Annotated in this window: 15 protein-coding genes; 12 read left to right on the top strand and 3 right to left on the bottom strand. The window is 65.4% G+C overall.

The genetic code is table 11. The features are described from left to right. The first annotated feature begins 42 nt into the window (after positions 1-42). Entirely contained in the window at positions 43-1,260 is a 1,218-nt protein-coding gene (locus H0P51_RS24535) for a sensor histidine kinase (protein WP_180915412.1), read from the top strand. Here H0P51_RS24535 and H0P51_RS24530 read toward each other — a convergent pair. Together H0P51_RS24530 and H0P51_RS24525 are read right to left on the bottom strand one after the other, a co-directional pair. Beyond that, positions 1,250-2,911, bottom strand: a complete 1,662-nt coding sequence (locus H0P51_RS24530; protein WP_180915411.1) for an FAD-dependent oxidoreductase — start codon at positions 2,909-2,911, stop codon at positions 1,250-1,252. The two genes, H0P51_RS24535 and H0P51_RS24530, sit on opposite strands and share 11 nt — an antisense overlap. Positions 2,912-2,930: 19 nt before the next feature. Continuing rightward, complete coding sequence (locus H0P51_RS24525; RefSeq protein ID WP_180915410.1) at positions 2,931-3,596, bottom strand: IclR family transcriptional regulator; 666 nt, start codon at positions 3,594-3,596, stop codon at positions 2,931-2,933. Between the two features lie 128 nt (positions 3,597-3,724). Here H0P51_RS24525 and H0P51_RS24520 point away from each other — a divergent pair, with 128 nt between their 5' ends. The 8 genes from H0P51_RS24520 (at position 3,725) to H0P51_RS24485 (ending at position 12,850) form a co-directional block, all read left to right on the top strand. After that, on the top strand, positions 3,725-4,588 hold the full coding sequence (locus tag H0P51_RS24520; protein ID WP_180915409.1) for an alpha/beta fold hydrolase: 864 nt from the start codon (positions 3,725-3,727) through the stop codon (positions 4,586-4,588). Further along, entirely contained in the window at positions 4,588-6,294 is a 1,707-nt protein-coding gene (locus H0P51_RS24515) for a bifunctional 3-(3-hydroxy-phenyl)propionate/3-hydroxycinnamic acid hydroxylase (protein WP_180915408.1), read from the top strand. The genes H0P51_RS24520 and H0P51_RS24515 overlap by 1 nt, the downstream gene beginning before the upstream one ends. Continuing rightward, a complete protein-coding gene (locus H0P51_RS24510; protein ID WP_246398200.1) occupies positions 6,242-7,159 on the top strand; it encodes a 3-carboxyethylcatechol 2,3-dioxygenase in 918 nt (305 codons plus the stop codon). Before H0P51_RS24515 ends, H0P51_RS24510 begins: the two co-directional genes overlap by 53 nt. Positions 7,160-7,221: 62 nt before the next feature. Next, the gene (locus H0P51_RS24505; RefSeq protein ID WP_246398918.1) at positions 7,222-8,892 is read left to right on the top strand and encodes an FAD-binding protein; all 1,671 of its coding nucleotides are present in this window, start codon (positions 7,222-7,224) and stop codon (positions 8,890-8,892) included. An 18-nt stretch (positions 8,893-8,910) separates the two neighbouring features. Continuing rightward, complete coding sequence (locus tag H0P51_RS24500) at positions 8,911-10,224, top strand: LLM class flavin-dependent oxidoreductase (protein ID WP_180915405.1); 1,314 nt, start codon at positions 8,911-8,913, stop codon at positions 10,222-10,224. A gap of 3 nt (positions 10,225-10,227) precedes the next feature. Beyond that, a complete protein-coding gene (locus H0P51_RS24495) occupies positions 10,228-11,043 on the top strand; it encodes a coniferyl-alcohol dehydrogenase (protein WP_180915404.1) in 816 nt (271 codons plus the stop codon). Beyond that, on the top strand, positions 11,043-12,032 hold the full coding sequence (locus tag H0P51_RS24490) for a cyclase family protein (protein WP_180915403.1): 990 nt from the start codon (positions 11,043-11,045) through the stop codon (positions 12,030-12,032). Before H0P51_RS24495 ends, H0P51_RS24490 begins: the two co-directional genes overlap by 1 nt. Next, positions 12,032-12,850, top strand: coding sequence for an alpha/beta fold hydrolase (locus tag H0P51_RS24485; RefSeq protein WP_180919206.1), 819 nt, complete (start codon positions 12,032-12,034; stop codon positions 12,848-12,850). The genes H0P51_RS24490 and H0P51_RS24485 overlap by 1 nt, the downstream gene beginning before the upstream one ends. A gap of 29 nt (positions 12,851-12,879) precedes the next feature. Here H0P51_RS24485 and H0P51_RS24480 read toward each other — a convergent pair whose 3' ends face one another. Then, entirely contained in the window at positions 12,880-14,271 is a 1,392-nt protein-coding gene (locus H0P51_RS24480; RefSeq protein ID WP_180915402.1) for a wax ester/triacylglycerol synthase family O-acyltransferase, read from the bottom strand. A 130-nt stretch (positions 14,272-14,401) separates the two neighbouring features. Here H0P51_RS24480 and H0P51_RS24475 point away from each other — a divergent pair, with 130 nt between their 5' ends. Genes H0P51_RS24475 through H0P51_RS24465 form a run of 3 tightly spaced genes read left to right on the top strand, consistent with a single transcriptional unit; the run spans position 14,402 to position 16,943 of the window. After that, a complete protein-coding gene (locus tag H0P51_RS24475; protein ID WP_246398198.1) occupies positions 14,402-15,370 on the top strand; it encodes an alpha/beta hydrolase in 969 nt (322 codons plus the stop codon). Next, positions 15,367-16,167 (top strand): SDR family NAD(P)-dependent oxidoreductase, encoded by an 801-nt coding sequence (locus H0P51_RS24470; protein ID WP_180915401.1) that lies wholly within the window; start codon positions 15,367-15,369, stop codon positions 16,165-16,167. Before H0P51_RS24475 ends, H0P51_RS24470 begins: the two co-directional genes overlap by 4 nt. Continuing rightward, entirely contained in the window at positions 16,167-16,943 is a 777-nt protein-coding gene (locus H0P51_RS24465) for a glucose 1-dehydrogenase (RefSeq protein WP_180915400.1), read from the top strand. The genes H0P51_RS24470 and H0P51_RS24465 overlap by 1 nt, the downstream gene beginning before the upstream one ends. Positions 16,944-16,983: the final 40 nt, after the last annotated feature.

The following is a 16,983-nucleotide window of genomic DNA, read 5'->3' as shown; positions in this document are numbered from 1 at the left end:
CGGACCGGCTCCGACCTAGGGCGCCGTGAGTACGGTGTTCGTGTGTCGACCAGCGACGTGGAATTGGAGCGCGTTCGTAGTGTGCACCGGTTGCGCTCATACCGGATTGCATCGGTGTTACGGGTCGGGGTGGTGGCCCTCATGGTGGCAGCCATGCTCATCGGCACCCGGCAGTCGGAGTGGCCTCAGCAAACCGTGCTGATCGTCGTTTACGCGTTCATCGCAGTGTGTTCGGTGGTAATGGCCTTCGCCCCGTCACGCCGTTGGGTGGGGATGGGCCGGCTGGTCGGAGTGCGCCGGTTTGAACCGTTCGCGTTCATCGCGATCGATGTGGTGGCCCTGACCGGGTTTCAGATGCAGTCCACCGACGGGATCTACCCGTTGCTGATCATGACTCTGTTGCCGGTGCTGGTTGGCCTCGACGTGTCGACCCGGCGGGCAGCGGTGGTGCTGGCCTTCACGTTGGTCGGATTCGCTTTGGCCGTTGTCGAGGATCCTGTGATGGTGCGCGCGATCGGCTGGCCCGAAGCCGTCTTTCGATTCGCGCTGTATGCGTTTTTGTGCGGTACGGCGTTGGTGGTGGTGCGCATCGAGGAACGGCATGTCCGCTCGGTGGCGGGGCTGAGTGCGTTGCGTGAGGAGTTGCTGGCGCAGACGATGACGGCGTCGGAGGAGTTGCAGCGCCGGATCTCGGAGGCCATTCACGATGGGCCGTTGCAGGACGTGCTGGTCGCGCGTCAGGAGTTGGTGGAGTTGTCCTTGGATGATCCCGATGACGAGCGGGTGAGTCGTGCTTTGTCGGGTCTGCACAGTGCCTCGGAGCGGTTGCGGCAGGCCACGTTCGAGCTGCATCCGGCGGTTCTTGAGCAGGTTGGGTTGGGTGCTGCGGTGGAGCAGTTGGCGGGGTTTACGGCCAAGCGCTCGGGTATCGAGGTGAGTACCGATATTGACTATCCGGTGCGAAACGAGATCGACCCGATCGTGTTCGCGGCGGCGCGGGAGTTGTTGTCGAATGTGGTGCGTCATTCCGGGGCTGTGCATGCTTCGGTGAGTTTGCGTGTCGCTGATGGGGTTTGTGTGCTGGAGGTCTCTGATGACGGTGTGGGTGTCAGCGGGGACACGATGGCGCGGCGGTTGGGGGAGGGGCATATCGGGTTGGCTTCGCACCGGGCCAGGGTCGACGCCGCGGGCGGCACCTTCGTCTTCCTGGACGCGCCCCCGGGCACGCACGTCTGTGTCGAGCTGGCACTCAAACCTTGACAGACTCGCCGGTCGCCGCGGTGTAACCGGCCCGATAGCCGAAAACCATTGCCGGACCGATAGTTCCGCCAGCGCCGCCGTAGGCGCGACCGGTCGCACCGGCCATCGCGTTGCCCGCCGCGAACAGCCGGGGTATTGGTCGGCCGTTGACGTGCAGGACCCGGCCGTCCACGTCGGTCCGCGGTCCGCCCTTGGTACCCATCGATCCCACGCTGATCGGCACCGCGTAGTAGGGGGCGGTGTCGATGGGCCCCAACGTTTTTCCGGACAGGGTGGGGGCGCTGTCGTCACCCCAGTAGCCGTCATAAGCGCTGGAGCCACGGCCGAAGTCGGGATCACTGCCCGCGGCGACGTTGCGGTTCCACCGCTGCAGTGTGTCGGCGAGTCCGGCTGCGTCGATGCCGGTTTTTGCGCTCAGTTCGGCGAGGTCGGCCGATTCGCAGAACCACTCCGGTACTGGGTCGTTCGGCCCGATTCCCAAGAAACCGTAGCGGCCCAAGTGAATTGAGTCGAAGACCATCCAGGCGGGGTCGTTGACGTAACCCTTGCCCGGCTGCAGGTAGTGGAACGCCCCAGCCATCGAATTGTATTCGCCGGCCTCGTTGACGAACCGCCGACCCGCCCGGTTGACGATGATGCTGCGCGGCCGAGTGCGTTCCAGACGCACGCTTCGGCTGCGTTGCCGGCCCTCGATGGTGTCGTCGGGAATCCGCACGATCGGTACCCACCACGCCTCGCCCATGTTGGCCAGATCGGCACCCAGCGCCATCGCCATGCGCAACCCGTCGCCGGTGTTGTTGGGCGGGGAGACGGCGCCGTGCATGGGTCCGCGCAGGAAAGCCTGCGTCAACAACGGATCCCATTCGAATCCGCCGGTGCCCAGAATGACGCCCCGGCGCGCCCGCACGTCCTCCGTTCGCTCGGGCCCGGCGATCCGCACACCCGAGACACCGCCGTGTTCGTCGACCAGGAGTTCGGTGGCGCGCGACCCGGTGTGGGGGGTAACCGCGATGTCCAGCAGTCCCTTGAGCAATCCGGCGATTAGCGCTGTCCCCGCTACGCACAATTCGCCGGCCCGGTCGATGTCGGCGTGCAACCTGGCCCGGGTCTCGGCGTCGAAGCCGACGTTGGACCAGTCGGCGGGAAACGCGGTGATTCTGGTGGCCCAGTCACCGAGTAGGCCGAGATCGAACGGCGCCGCGCTGAGCGATCGACCGCCTGCCGGTTGGCCGCCCGGTAGCTCGGGCTGGTAGTCGGGGAAGCCGGTCGCCACCTCGAACCGCAGGCCGCTGTGGGATTCCACGAAGTCCAGCATCACCGGTCCGGTTCGCACGAACGTGTCCACCAGGTCGCTGTCCATCGAGCCATACGACTGGGCGTGTAGATAACGCAGTGCATCCTCGGGCGTCAATTCCCTTTCTGCGCAACGATTGTGAGCGGGAATCCAGGCAATTCCACCCGAGACGGCGGTGGTGCCGCCGACTGTGGCCGCCTTCTCGAACACCGCCACTGTCGCGCCGGTCGTGGCGGCCGCCAGCGCGGCGGTGAGCCCGGCGCCGCCACTACCCAGTACGACGACGTCGTACTCATAATCCCAGTCGTACTCATGGTCGGAGTCGTACTCATGGTCTCGGGTTTGATCCTCAGGCATCGGTGTCACCTTCCAGCCTCTAGCTCAACAGCGCGGACAACTTCCCGGCGGCGTGGATGACGGCATCCTTGCCGCGCATCACCACGTCTTCGCGGTGCGAGATCAGGTTGATGCAGGTGGGCGGTGAGGGCGCCGGGCGGACAACAGGGACGGCCAGGCCGTAGGTGTTCGGTTCGATCTCCCCGTGGGTGGTGACCCAGCCGCGCTGTCGGGTCGAGGTAACCAAGTCGCGTTCGGCGGCACGGGGTGGCATGGCCGCAAGTAGTGCGATTCCGGCGGCGCCCCGGTCCAGCGGATATCGGCTGCCTTCGTGGAAGGCGAGTTGGTAGGCGACTTGGGTTGGGACGATCACCGCGAGCGCCACCTGCTCGTCTCCCTCGGCCACCAGCAGCGACACCGTGGTGCCCAATTCGTCCGCCAGCCCGCGCAGCGTCGGTAGGCACAGCTGGCGCAGGTTGCGGTCGAAGGACGCGCCCAGTGGCACCAGACCCGCGGCCGGCCGATACCGCCCGTCGCCACCTTTGGCTACCAGCTTGAACTGCGCCAATGTGCCCAGCAGCCGATAGGCGATGGTGCGGTGCACGCCCACCTGGTCGGCGACCTCTTGCATGGTGAGCCCGGCCGAAGAGGCGGCCACCAGCTGCAGCGCGGTGAGTCCTCGGGCCAGCGTCTGGGAACCGGTCACGGGGTTGACAGACCTCCGAGGGAGAGCCAAGCTCTATATATATCGCACATCAATGTGCGATATTAGCACACGATATATGTTGAAGACGAGAGCCTTGTTCTCACCGGGTGGCCAGGCAGAGGGGAACTGTGACGGAGTTCGAGAGCGTCTGGGGCGATCTGCAGGGCGTGCCGTTCGAGCAGGGATACCTGAGGGCCGGGGGAGTGCGGACCCGCTACCTGCGGGCCGGCGAACCCGGCCAGCCGGTGCTGATCCTGCTGCACGGATCCGGCGGGCACGCTGAGGCCTACGTCCGCAACCTCGCGGCGCACGCCGAGCATTTCTGGACCTGGTCGATCGACATGCTGGGGCACGGGTACACCGAAAAGCCCAATCATCCGCTCGAAATCCCGCACTATGTCCACCATTTGATGGCGGTGGTGGATGCCATCGGGGTCGACCGCATCAAGCTCAGCGGTGAGTCGCTGGGGGGCTGGGTGGCCGCGTGCGCCGCCATCGACCATCCCGACGTGATAGACCGGCTGGTGCTCAACACCGCTGGCGGCTCGCAGGCCGACCCCGAGGTGATGCAACGGATCATCACACTGTCGATGGCTGCCGCCGAGGATCCGTCGTGGGCGACAGTGCAGGCGCGCATCAAGTGGTTGATGGCGGACAAGTCCAAGGACTACGACGATCTGGTGGCCAGTCGGCAGCGGATCTATCGGCAGCCGGGGTTCGTCGCCGCGATGCGCGACATCATGGCACTGCAGGACCCCGAGGTCCGGGCGCGAAACATGTTGGGCCCGAAGGAATACGGCGCAATTGCTGCACCCACGCTGGTGCTGTGGACCAGCGACGACCCCACCGCCGACGTACCCGAAGGCCGGCGCATCGCGTCGATGATTCCCGGTGCGCGGTTCGAGCTGATGCCGGGCTGCGGCCACTGGCCGCAGTACGAGGATGCCAAGACCTTCAACCGGCTACACATCGACTTCTTGCTGGGTCGCTGATGGTCGAGGGTGACGGCGCTGGTGTCGAGGACTTCGACGTCGTAGTCATCGGTGCCGGGCCGGTCGGTCTCACACTGGCCAATATCCTTGGTCTGCAAGGAGTTCGGACGCTGGTAGTGGAGGAAAGGGCGTCACTGATCGACTATCCCCGTGGCGTCGGGCTAGACGACGAGTCGCTACGCACCTTCCAGGCGATCGGTCTGGTGGAGCAGGTCCTGCCGCACACCGTGCCGAATCAGATACTGCGCTTCTACGATGCCAAGCGTCGGGTGCTGGCCGAGATGGCGCCGCCGGACGCCCGATTCGGCTGGCCCAAGCGCAATGGGTTCGTCCAGCCGCTCGTCGATGCCGAATTATTGCGCGGACTGGACAGATTCGATCATGTGCAGGTCCGGTGGAGTAGCCCGATGGCCGCGTGCGCGCAGGATGACGGCGGGGTGACCGTCGAATTGGGTGGCGAGGCCATGGCCGGCTTCGTGCGGGCGCGGTACGTGGTGGGCTGCGACGGCGGGCGCAGCAAGACGCGCGGCGTGATGGGCGTGTCGTTCGACGGCACCACTTCGGCTACCCGGTGGTTGGTGGTGGACGTCGCCAACGACCCGCTGGGTCATCCCAACAGTGAGGTCGGGGCCGACCCCGAGCGCCCGTACGCCTCGATCTCGATCGCCCACGGAATTCGGCGCTTCGAGTTCATGATTCACGCCGACGAGACCGACGAGCAGGCCGAGGATCCCGCGTTTCTGACCCGGATGCTGGCGCGGATGGTCCCCCGCCCAGACCGGGTGGAGGTGATCCGCCGCCGCGTCTACACGCACCACTCTCGCATCGCCGGGTCCTTCCGCAACGGACGGCTGCTGCTCGCCGGGGACGCCGCGCACCTGATGCCGGTCTGGCAGGGGCAGGGCTACAACAGCGGCATCCGGGACGCGGCGAACCTGGGCTGGAAGCTTGCCGCGGTCGTCAACGGCCGCGCCGGCGAGGCACTGCTGGACAGCTACGACGTGGAGAGGCGTAAGCACGCCCGGGCGATGATCGACCTGTCAACCATGGTGGGCCGCGTCATCTCACCCACCAACCGCAGGGTGGCCTCCGCGCGCGACTTGCTAATCCGCTCTGCGTCCGTGCTGCCGACGCTCAAGCGATACGTGCTGGAGATGAGGTTCAAGCCCATGCCGCGCTACGAGCAGGGTGCGGTGGTGCACTCGGTCGCCGCGGCGGACTCGCCGGCGGGCACGTTGTTCATCCAGCCCCGAGTCGACACCCGCACCCAGCAGAACGTCCTGCTCGACGACGTGCTGGGCACCTGGTTCGCCGTGTTGTGCTGGAACAACAACCCGCGCAGGATCCTCGGCGAACTCGCCTTCGCGGATTGGAAAGTGCTGGGTGCCAAGTTCGTTGCGCTACGCCCGGCAACGCAGCTGCATTGGGTCGATCAGGACGATCCCGATGTCCTGATCGTCGGCGACCGGTGCGGTGATCTCAAGGCCTGGTTCGACACGCATCCGGAATCGGTGGTGTTCCTTCGTCCAGACCGGTGCATCGCGGGAGCCTGCATTGCGCAGCGGTCACCGGACTTGAGCGCCGCGCTCCTGGAGAGACTCGCCCTGACGCCGCAAGGGGGTGAAGTCGACCGTGCCACTGGCTCTGTGCTGTATGTCCCACAGCCCGCTGCTGAATCTTCCGGGGCCGCCGCGGAGTCTGCTTGACGATGTAGAGACCGCGATTGCTCAGGCGCGCTCTTTCGTCGCCGACTACGACCCCGAACTCGTCGTCATCTTCTCCCCGGATCACTACAACGGCTTCTTCTATAGGGCGATGCCGCCGTTCTGTATCGGCATGCAGGCCAGCGGTGTCGGCGACTATGGCACTTACGCTGGCCCGCTCGAGGTGGCCGGCGACGTCGCCCGCGACTGCGCGACAGCCGTTCTGGGCGCCGGTGTCGACGTCGCCGTGTCGGCGGGCATGGACGTCGACCACGGGACGGTGCAGCCGCTGGAGAAGCTGTGCGGTGCGGCTACCGCCGTGCCGGTGATCCCAATCTTCGTCAATGCGATCGCGGTCCCGCTCGGACCGCTGCACCGTTGTCGGGCGCTGGGCACCGCGGTCGGAAATTTCCTTGGCGCGCTGGACAAAAGGGTGTTGCTGGTCGGTTCCGGCGGGCTTTCGCACAGTCCGCCGGTGCCCACCTTGGCTACGGCCGGGCCAGCGGTGCTGGAACGCATCGTGCAGGGCCGGCCGATGACCACCGAACAACGCCAGGCCCGGCAAACTCAGGTGATCGAGGCGGCCCGCAGTTTCGCCAGTGGTAACAGCGATCTGCAGCCGCTCAACCCAGAGTGGGATCGGCGGTTTCTGGACATCGTCGACGCTGGGCACCTGGCCGAGTTGGATCAGTGGTCCAATTCCTTCGTCACGCACGAAGGTGGCAGTTCGGCGCACGAGATCCGCACCTGGATAGCGGCGTTCGCAGCAATGGCGACCGCAGGCCCGTATCGGACCACCATGCGCTACTACCGGCTGGCCGCCGATTTGATCGCCGGTTTCGCCATCCGGACGGCGGTGAGCGAGTGAGGGGATCCACGGGCTTCGATCGGGCAGTGGACGTGCTCGTCATCGGGTCGGGCGGTGGCGGCATGACCGCCGCACTGACCGCGAACGCCGCCGGTCTGGATGCGCTGGTCATCGAGAAATCGCCGCAGTTCGGTGGTTCGACCGCTCTGTCCGGCGGCGGCATCTGGGTACCGGGTGCACCCGCGCAGCGCAGGGCGGGTTACTCGCCGTCGCCGGAAAGCGTTGTCCAGTACTTACGGCAGATCACCGACGGACTGGTCAGCGAAGCCCGGCTGCGCCGGTATGTCGAGGCCGCACCGCAGATGCTGGACTTTCTGGAGAAGCTCAGCCCCTGGCTCGAATTCGTCTGGAAGCCGGGCTATGCGGACTACTACCCGGAGCTGCCGGGTGGATCGGAACTCGGCAGCACCATCAACGTCCCCGCGATCGATCTGCGCGCACTCGGCGACGACGAACCGCGACTGTTGACACCGCTGGCGCTAGCGCCCAAAGGAATCTGGCTGGGTCCCAAGGAACTTCGTTCGTTCTACCGGATCCGGCAGTCCTGGGCCGGCAAAGGTGTATTGCTGAAGCTGACGTTGCGGATGGTCCGGGCGAGGGTTTTCGGTGAGCGGATGGCGGCGATCGGACAGTCGCTGGCCGCTCGGTTGCGACTGGCGATGAAGGATCGAGAGATTCCGCTGTGGTTGGACACTCCGATGACCGAATTACTCACCGATGCACAAGGAACGGTGGTCGGCGCGCTCGTGCAGCGCGATGGCGAGCAGCTGCGGATCGGTGCGCGACGCGGCGTGATACTGGCCTCGGGCGGCTTCGACCACGACACGGCGTGGCGTAAGGAGCATCAGCCCGTGGTGGACCAGGACTGGAGTTTTGGCAACCCGGCCGCGCTGGGCGACGGTATCCGAGCCGGGCAACAGGTTGGCGCGGCGACCGAACTGATGGACGAGGCCTGGTGGTTCCCGGCGATTCAATGGCCGGACGGGCGAATGCAATTCATGCTTAACGAGCGAATGATGCCCGGACAGTTCATCGTCAATGGCGAAGGCAAACGCTTCATCAACGAGGCCGCGCCATACATGGACTTCGGCCACGCGATGATCGAAGGCCAGAAGTCCGGCGTCACTCATATCCCGTGCTGGCTGATCACCGACCACCGCTCGTTCAACCGCTACGTGGTCGGCGGGCACCTGCCGATTCCGAAGATCCCCGGCGCGCCGGTGCCTACCGGCCCCAAGATGCCGGCGGCCTGGCTGGACTCCGGCGTCGTCAAGGCGGCATCGACCTGGGAGGAACTGGCTGCCAAGATCGGCGTTCCGGCGCAACAACTTCGGGCCACCGCCACCCGGTTCAACGAGCTGGCCAGGCAAGGCCATGACGACGACTACAACCGTGGTGACAGCGTCTACGACAACTACTACGGCGACCCAACTCTGCCCAACCCGAATCTATACCCGCTGGGTGACCCGCCCTACTACGCATTCCGCATCGTGCTCGGCGACCTGGGCACCTCGGGGGGGTTGCGCACCGACGAGTTCGCGCGCGTGCTCCGCCCCGACGACACGGTGGTACCGGGCCTGTATGCGGTGGGCAATGTTTCTGCGCCGGTGATGGGCCGCAGCTACGCCGGTGCGGGCGCAACCATCGGGCCCGCCATGACCTTCGGCTATGTCGCGGCGAAGCACATCGTGGAACGGCAAGCCATCCAGCCCCTTGATCCCACAGACCCTTGACCCATTAGGAGGAAGCAAATGAAGATCTCTCTGTTCTACGAGTTCGCGCTGCCGCGGCCCTGGGTTCCCGACGACGAGCGCAAGATGCTGCAGGACTGCCTCGATGAGGTGGAGGCCGCCGACAAGGCGGGATTCTCCACAGTCTGGTTGACCGAGCACCACTTCCTCGAGGAGTACTGCCACTCCACCGCACCGGAAATATTTCTGGCAGCAGCCAGCCAGCGCACCAAGAACATTCGGCTGGGCTTCGGCATCATGCATCTCCCGCCCGCGGTCAATCACCCGGCCCGGGTCGCCGAACGAATTGCCACCCTGGATCTGCTCTCCAACGGCCGAGTCGAGTTCGGCACCGGCGAATCCTCGTCGGTGGGTGAACTCGGCGGATTCAACATCGACCCCGCCGACAAGCGCGCTCAGTGGGAGGAAGCGCTCGAGGTTTCCATTCGCTGCATGATCGAGGAGCCCTTTTCGGGGTTCAAGGGCGAGCACATCCAGATGCCCGCCCGCAACGTGATCCCCAAGCCGCTGCAGAAGCCGCACCCGCCGGTCTGGGTCGCCTGCACCCGGCCGGCCAGCGTGCAGATGGCAGCGCAAAAATGTATCGGCGCACTGAGTTTCGCCTACACGGGTCCCGGACCGCTGACCGAGCGAGTCAACGGCTACTACAAGGAGTTCGAAGAGAACGGAGTGCCAATCACCCCGCAGATCAACCCGAACATCTTGGCGATTGGCGGTGACCTGTCGATGATGGTCGCCAAGACCGACGAGCTGGCGCTGCAGCGCCTCGGTCAGGGCGGCGGCTTCTTCTCGTTCGGCATCATGCACTACTACATGACGGGCGTGCACACGCCGGGGCGCACCGGGGTGTGGGAGCGCTATCTTGAAGAGGTGGAAAAGGACCCGACGTTGGCGTACGGTCCGGGTCGCGGGGCGATCGGCTCGCCGGCCACGGTGCGGGAGTTCCTGCGCGGCTATGAGGAGAGCGGCGTGGACGAGATCATCCTGCTGCTCAACCCCCGCAGCCACGAGGGCACCATGGAATCCATCGAACTCATGGGCAAGGAGGTGCTGCCCGAGTTCATCGAACGTGACGTCAAGCAGGCGGCGGAGAAGGTCGCCAGGCTGGCGCCGGTCATCGAGAAGGTGGAGGCCCGCCGGCCCGAGTCGAGTATTCCGCCGTTCGACGAGCAGTACTCGTTCGGTGGCCTGCCGACCGGTCGTGGTGGAAATTTCACCGCCAGTGAGATTCCCGAGGCGATGGCCGAGATCAACGAGGGCCGCGTGCAGGCCGCGCAGCGGCTGAAGGAGCAGGCGCGGGCCGAGGGCAACTGAGCGTTGGCGACAGTCGACCAGCTGCTGCGCTATGACGGCCGCCGTGCGGCGGTCACCGGATGCGCGTCGGGCATCGGAGCGCACGTGGTGCAGCAGCTCGGCGCGCTCGGCGCCGAGGTGGTGGGGTTGGACCGCCAGCGAACCGCGTTCGGGCTCAGTGAATTTCACCAGGTCGATCTGTCCGACCCGGCGTCGATTGACGATGCCGTCGCGTCCATCGCCGGACCCGTCGACGCGTTGTTCAACATCGCTGGCGTCTCGTCCGGAATCGGGGACCCCCTTTTGGTGGTGACAATCAACTTCTTGGGTTTGCGACACCTCACCGAGGCGCTGCTGCCCCGGATGGCCGCAGGGTCGTCGATCGTAAGTGTGTCGTCGCTGGCGGCGTCGGCGTACCGGGAACATCTGCGTGATGTGGCGCCGCTGCTGCGCACGGCAACCATGCCGGAGGGCATCGAGTGGTGTGAGCGTCACCCGGACCTGCTGGGCACCGGTTACCAGCTGTCCAAGGAGGCCCTCATCCTCTACACAATGCGCAGCGTCAACGATCTAGGGGCGCGCGGCATCCGGATCAACTGCACCGGACCGGGCGTCACCCAGACGCCGATCCTCGATCAGCTGCGAACCGCCTACGGGCCGCAGTTCCTCGACGACATCCCCAAGCCGCTGGGCCGGGTCTCGGACCCGGCGGAGCAGGCCGCGGTATTGCTATTCCTGAATAGCAGGGCAGCGAGCTATATTTCGGGCCAAGTGGTGTGGGTCGACGGGGGGAACGTGGGCGCCGCAATCGCGGGGGAACTCGAGGAAGGACGGGCCTGATGGCCACCATGACCGACTTTCGCCGGGCCGCCGCCGACGTCAGCAACTGGGGCAGGTGGGGTGATGACGATGAGCTGGGCACCCTGAACTTCATTACTGCCGAGAAGGTTCGGCAGGCCGCCGGGCTGGTCCGACACGGCAAGGTGTTCCCCCTGGGCGTAGATTTCGGATCGTCGGGGCCGCAGGGCGCATTCGGGTTCCGACACAACCCGATTCACGTGATGACAGTCGACGGCGGTGACGCCGCCTCGTTGGCGCAGTATGGGCCCGGATGGGCGAAGAATCCGACTGCCGCCCAGCTGGCCAGTTATCTCGCGGACAATCCGTTTCGCTTCAACGACGACATGATCATCATGCCACTGCAGGCAGCCACCCAGTGGGATGCCTTGGCGCACGTGTACTACGAGGGCAAGCTGTACAACGGTTTTCCAGCGGATTCGGTGACCAGCATGGGCGCATTCCACTGCGGCATCGATAAGGTCGACGTCAAGGGCATCACCTCGCGCGGTGTGCTACTGGACCTGGTGCGGCACCGTGGCGCGGAAGTCTTTCTAGAACACGGCAATCCGATCACACCGCAGGAGTTAGACGACGTCGCCCGGGCGCAGGGGGTGACCATCGAGAGCGGTGATGTCGTGTTGGTCCGGACCGGCTGGTGGACCAGGTTTGCGCTCACCGGCGACAAGGTCGAGCCCTATTCGGGGCTGGACTGGCGTTGCGCACAGTGGCTGCACGACAACGAGGTTGCCGCCGTAGCGGCGGACAACCTTCAGGTCGAGGACCCGGTGTCCGGTGTCGACGGGTTGTTCTTGCCCTTCCATTTGTTGTGTCTGCGCGACATGGGGCTGATGCTCGGCGAATACTGGGACCTCACCGCGCTGGCCGCGGACTGTGCGACCGACGGCGTATACGAGTTCCAGCTGATCGCGCCACCGCTGCGGTTCACCGGCGCGGTCGGTTCCCCGTTGAACCCGATCGCGATCAAGTGATCAAGGCACATCGCCGAGCCGTCGAGGTCGACGGACTCGTGACGAGCTATCTTGAGGCCGGTTCTGGTGACCCCTTGGTGCTGCTGCATGGCGGTGAGTTCGGTGCCAGTGCTGAATTAGGCTGGGAGAGAAATATTTCCGTACTCGCCGACCGGTTCCGGGTGCTGGCTCCCGACCAGCTGGGATTCGGGGAATCGGCGAAGGTGATCGACTTCGTCAACAGCCGCGCCATGCGGATCCGCCACGTGGCGCGGTTCTGCGAGATCCTCGGGGTCACCTCGGCGCACTTCGCTGGAAACTCCATGGGCGCGATCAATCTGCTGACCGACACCACGTCGGAGTCGCCACTGCTGCCTGTACGCAGCATCGCAATCATATGCGGGGGCGGGGAGATTCAGCAGAACCATCATTTCGATGCGCTGCAACAGTACGACGCAACGCTACCGGCGATGCGGAACATCGTGGAGGCGTTGTTTTACGACCGCTGCTATCCAGCCGACGAGGACTATGTCTGGCGCCGCTACCAATCGAGCGTCGCCCCCGGCGCGTGGGAAGCTGTGGCGGCGGCCCGTTTTCGCCGGCCCAACGCCGGTGCAACGACGGCGCCATCGAGCGAGCGGCCATATGAGAGGATTCGGGTGCCGACGCTGGTTGTCGAAGGCAGGGGCGACAAGCTGCTCCCTTCGGGTTGGGCAGCTGAAATCGCCGAGCAGATCGGTGGCGCGCGTTCGGTCGTCATCGACGGGGCGGGTCACTGCCCGCAAATCGAGCAGTCCGCGGTGGTGAACGACCTGCTGCTGGACTTCTTCGACATGTAGGGACGAGGCCGCAGCAAAGCTGTTGTCACCTAAGCGACCGATTCCCTCGCCAGCGAAAACAGTTCGGCGAGGGTGACCTGAATGCCGTCGGCAATCTCCCAGATGTCCGGAACGTGGTCGCTGCACGCTTGCATCCCGATGGTCATATCGTCGCCGTAGCTCCAACCGGTGAAGTTCAAGCCGTAGGGATAGACGATGGGTCCCACCGAGATCAGCTTCTCCACCGGTGCCCCGCCAAGATACAACCGGTTCCTCGGGCCGGGAACGTTCGAGGCGATCAGGCTGTACGTTGGGCGCTTCTTGGTCGCCGCGCCGACGATCGGCAGTGCGCGCCCGTAGAACCAGAACAAGGGCCAGTATTCCATCCAGTCGCCGAATAACCACAGGTCGCGCTCGTCGTGGACCGCTCGGGCAGCCTTGGTGTTAGCCGAAATCTGCATCAGCCGCTGGACGGGATCGGCCACATCGGTGGCGAGGGAGGTGTACCACGTGGTGACCTGGTTGCCCCAGTCCACCTCGGCGCCCGGTGGTCGAATCGCCACTGGTACTACGGCGGACAACGGTTCTGCGGTCAGCTTGCCGTGCTGTTGCAGATACGACCGGACGGCACCGCTGCACACGGCGAGGTACACGTCGTTAACTGTCACTCCGAACGCCGCCTTGACTGTCTTGATCTGGTCGAGATCGCAAGTAATAAAGGCGAATTCGCGACGTGTGGTGAACGGAGCGTTGAACGGGGCGGATGGTGCTGCGAAGGCCTCGGCGAAGCCGGGTCGGCCGGCCTTACGGCGGGCGCGGACCGTCTCGATCGTGCGTGCCGATCGTGCCAGTACGCCGGGAAACCTTGCGGCGGCGCTAACTTGGTGGGTTAGCAGCGTGCGATACCACTGCACTGCTTTGGGCCGGCGCTCGCCGCAGAGCGCGCCGTTAGCTGTCGGTAAGGGTTCGCCGGCATCGGGACTGAGCATCGTCTCGAGCAGCCGCAGCGACGCCATGCCGTCGGCCAGCGTGTGATGGAGTTTGAGCACCAACGCGATTCGGCCGCCGGCCAGCCCATCGACGTACCACAGCTGCCAGGACGGCCGACTGTGGTCGAGTCCGCCCATGTTGATCTCGTTGATCTGCGCACTCAGCTCCCGGTCGCCGCCGGGCGCCGGCGTGGACACCCGCTTGACATGGTGATCGAGGTCGATATCCGGACGTTCGATCCACCACGGCCGGCCTAGCCGCGGCCGCAGGAGTTGCCAGCGCAGCGGCTCGATCCGTTCCGCCAGGGCGGGCACCGCCGCTCGAATCGCCTCGAAGGTCAGCGGCTGGTGCGCAGCGGCGGGATCGAGTACGACGGCCTTGATGGTGTGCTGGGGTTGCGTGTTCTTCTCCTGTTTGAGAAACAAGTTGTCGACACCGGTGAGACGACGCATCCGGGCGCACCTCCACTTCTACTTCCGCTGAATTACATCCAACCGTGTCCCGGATGATTCGGCGGCGGGCTTTCCCGATGAACGGGAGGACGTGGTCGTCCGAACCGTCCGAAGCCTTAGTGTGACGGTCGTGACGGAATCGACGACGCGGTTAGAACCGGGCCGTGAAGTCGCGCAACGGATGGCCGCGGCATTCGCCTCGATGCGCGACGGCAGCGCCGACGCCAACGAAGTGCGCGAGAGTCTGCGAGCCAGTCGCAAGCCGCGCCGGCATATACCGGTCGCGCGGGTAACCGACCGCGACATACCCGGGCCGGATGGCGCGCAGATACCCGTGCGGATCTATCAGCCGGCAGCGGGATCGGCGGCGCCGGTGATTGTCTATCTGCACGGCGGCGGTTTCGTGCTGTGTGACCTGGACTCTCATGATGCCTGCTGCCGCCGGCTTGCCAATGGTGTTGGTGCCGTGGTCGTCTCGGTTGACTATCGGCTTGCCCCCGAACATCGATTCCCGGCCGCCCTCGACGACGCCTGGACCGCGACGCGCTGGGTGGCGGGTCACGCGACCGAGCTCGGTGGCGACCCCGGCCGGCTTGTGCTGGCCGGCGACAGCGCCGGGGGGAATCTGGCCACGGGGGTGTGCCTGCTGGCCCGCGACCAAGGTGGCCCGCCGATCGCATTTCAGTTGCTCATCTACCCGGTGGTGGATCAGCGCCGTAAACCGTCCGGGGCGCATGCCCGGTCGGCCCCTGGTGTGCTGACCATCGACCACCAGCGGTGGTTCACCGAGCAGTATCTGGGCCCGGGCGGCGACCGCAGCGACGTACGGGCTTCGCCAATCCTTGCCGACCTTGCCGGCCTGCCTCCGGCGCATATCATCACCGGCGAGATCGACCCACTCTGCGACGAGGACGAACAATACGCCCGGCTTCTCCGTGCCGCCGGAGTGCCCACCACCGTCCGGCGTTACCCGGGAATGTTCCACGGCTTCTTCAATCTGCCCGACGACATTCCCGCCGCCGAGCAGGCAAACACCGACGCGTGCCAGATAGTGCGCGAAGCCCTGCGGGGCTCAAGCCGTCCGAAGGAATGTCCATGAGATTGACCAACACCCGCGCGTTGATCACCGGCGCCAGCCGCGGATTAGGCCGCAGCATCGCCGAGGTACTGGCTCAGCGCGGCGCTGAGGTTGCCGTCGTCGCACGCGACGGAGCGGCACTGAATCTTCTCGCCAAGGAACTCGGCGGCAAGGCGTACCCGACCGACCTCAGCGATCCGGCTGCCGTCGAAGCCCTGCCCGACCGGGTCGAAGCAGACGGCCCGATCGACATATTGATCAACAACGCCGGGTTGGACTGCTGTCGCCTGCTGCCGGACACCTCCGCGCAGGAGGTGCGAGACCTGTTGCAGGTCAACCTGTTAGCTCCGATGGAGCTGTGCCGCCAGCTGATGCCCCGCATGGTCGACCGCGGACGTGGACACATCGTGAACGTCTCGTCGGTGGGCGCGGTGAGCGTGAGCCCCGGTGTCACCGTCTATGCCACGTCCAAGGCTGGGTTGAGCCACTTTACCGCCGGAATCCGTCAGGAACTCAAGAGCACTCTGATCGGGACGACGCTCGTCCAGATCGGTGCTGTTAAGACCGATATGCTGGACGGCATAAAGCAATTCGGGCCGGCAAGGCGGGCGATCGAAAGATCGCAACGAATGCACATGTTACCGCGCGAGGACCTGGAACCGGTGGTTGTGGCGGAGGCGATCGCCGACGCGATCGAACGCAATCGCCGCTACGTCACCTTGCCCCGCCGCATCGCGGCGTCGGCGATCATGACCGAGTTGCCCCGGCGCATGAGTGCGGCCATGCTCGCCGGGATTGACATGCGGGCCGACTCATAATGACCTCGAACGAAGCACAATTGGCCGGCAAGGTGGTCATTGTCACCGGCGGTGCGCGGGGGCTCGGCGCTGCGTTCGGCCGCCACATCGTCAGCCGGGGCGGCAAAGCTGTGCTCGTCGATCTGCTCGACGAGGACGGCAATTCCCTCGCCGACGAGCTAGGCGAGTCGGCGCGGTACGCGCATCTGGATGTCACCGATCCGGGACAGTGGGCCCAGGCGGTGCGCTATGCCACCGATGAATTCGGCAAGCTCGACGGGCTGGTGAACAATGCCGGGATATCCACTGGGCAGCTCGTCGAGCACGAGCCCATCGACCATTTCCGGGCGGTGCTGGAGGTGAACCTGGTGGGGGTGTTCAACGGTATCCAGGCTGCGATTCCGGCAATGCGAGCCGCTGGTGGCGGCTCGATTGTCAATATCTCTTCTGCTGCAGGCCTTTTCGGTCTGGCCCTGACCGCCGGCTACGGCGCCTCGAAGTGGGGTGTGCGCGGGTTGACTAAAGTCGCCGCGGTGGAACTGGCGGACGACCGGATCCGAGTTAACTCCGTACATCCGGGAATGACGTACACCCCGATGACCGAGCAAGTCGGTATCCAGATCGGTGAAGGTAACTATCCCAACACTCCGATGCGCCGGGTGGGCCTCCCGGACGAGATCGCCGGCGCGGTGGGGTATCTGCTCTCCGACGACGCCGCATACACGACGGGTGCTGAGATCGCCGTCGACGGCGGATGGACTGCCGGTCCCACCGTGCAATACGTGATGGGGCAGTAGCCTCCACCGGAAGGCATGCTCCGCAAAGGCTAACCGGTTG

Source organism: Mycobacterium vicinigordonae (assembly GCF_013466425.1).
GTDB lineage: Bacteria > Actinomycetota > Actinomycetes > Mycobacteriales > Mycobacteriaceae > Mycobacterium > Mycobacterium vicinigordonae.
This window is presented reverse-complemented; position numbering and strand designations above follow the sequence as displayed.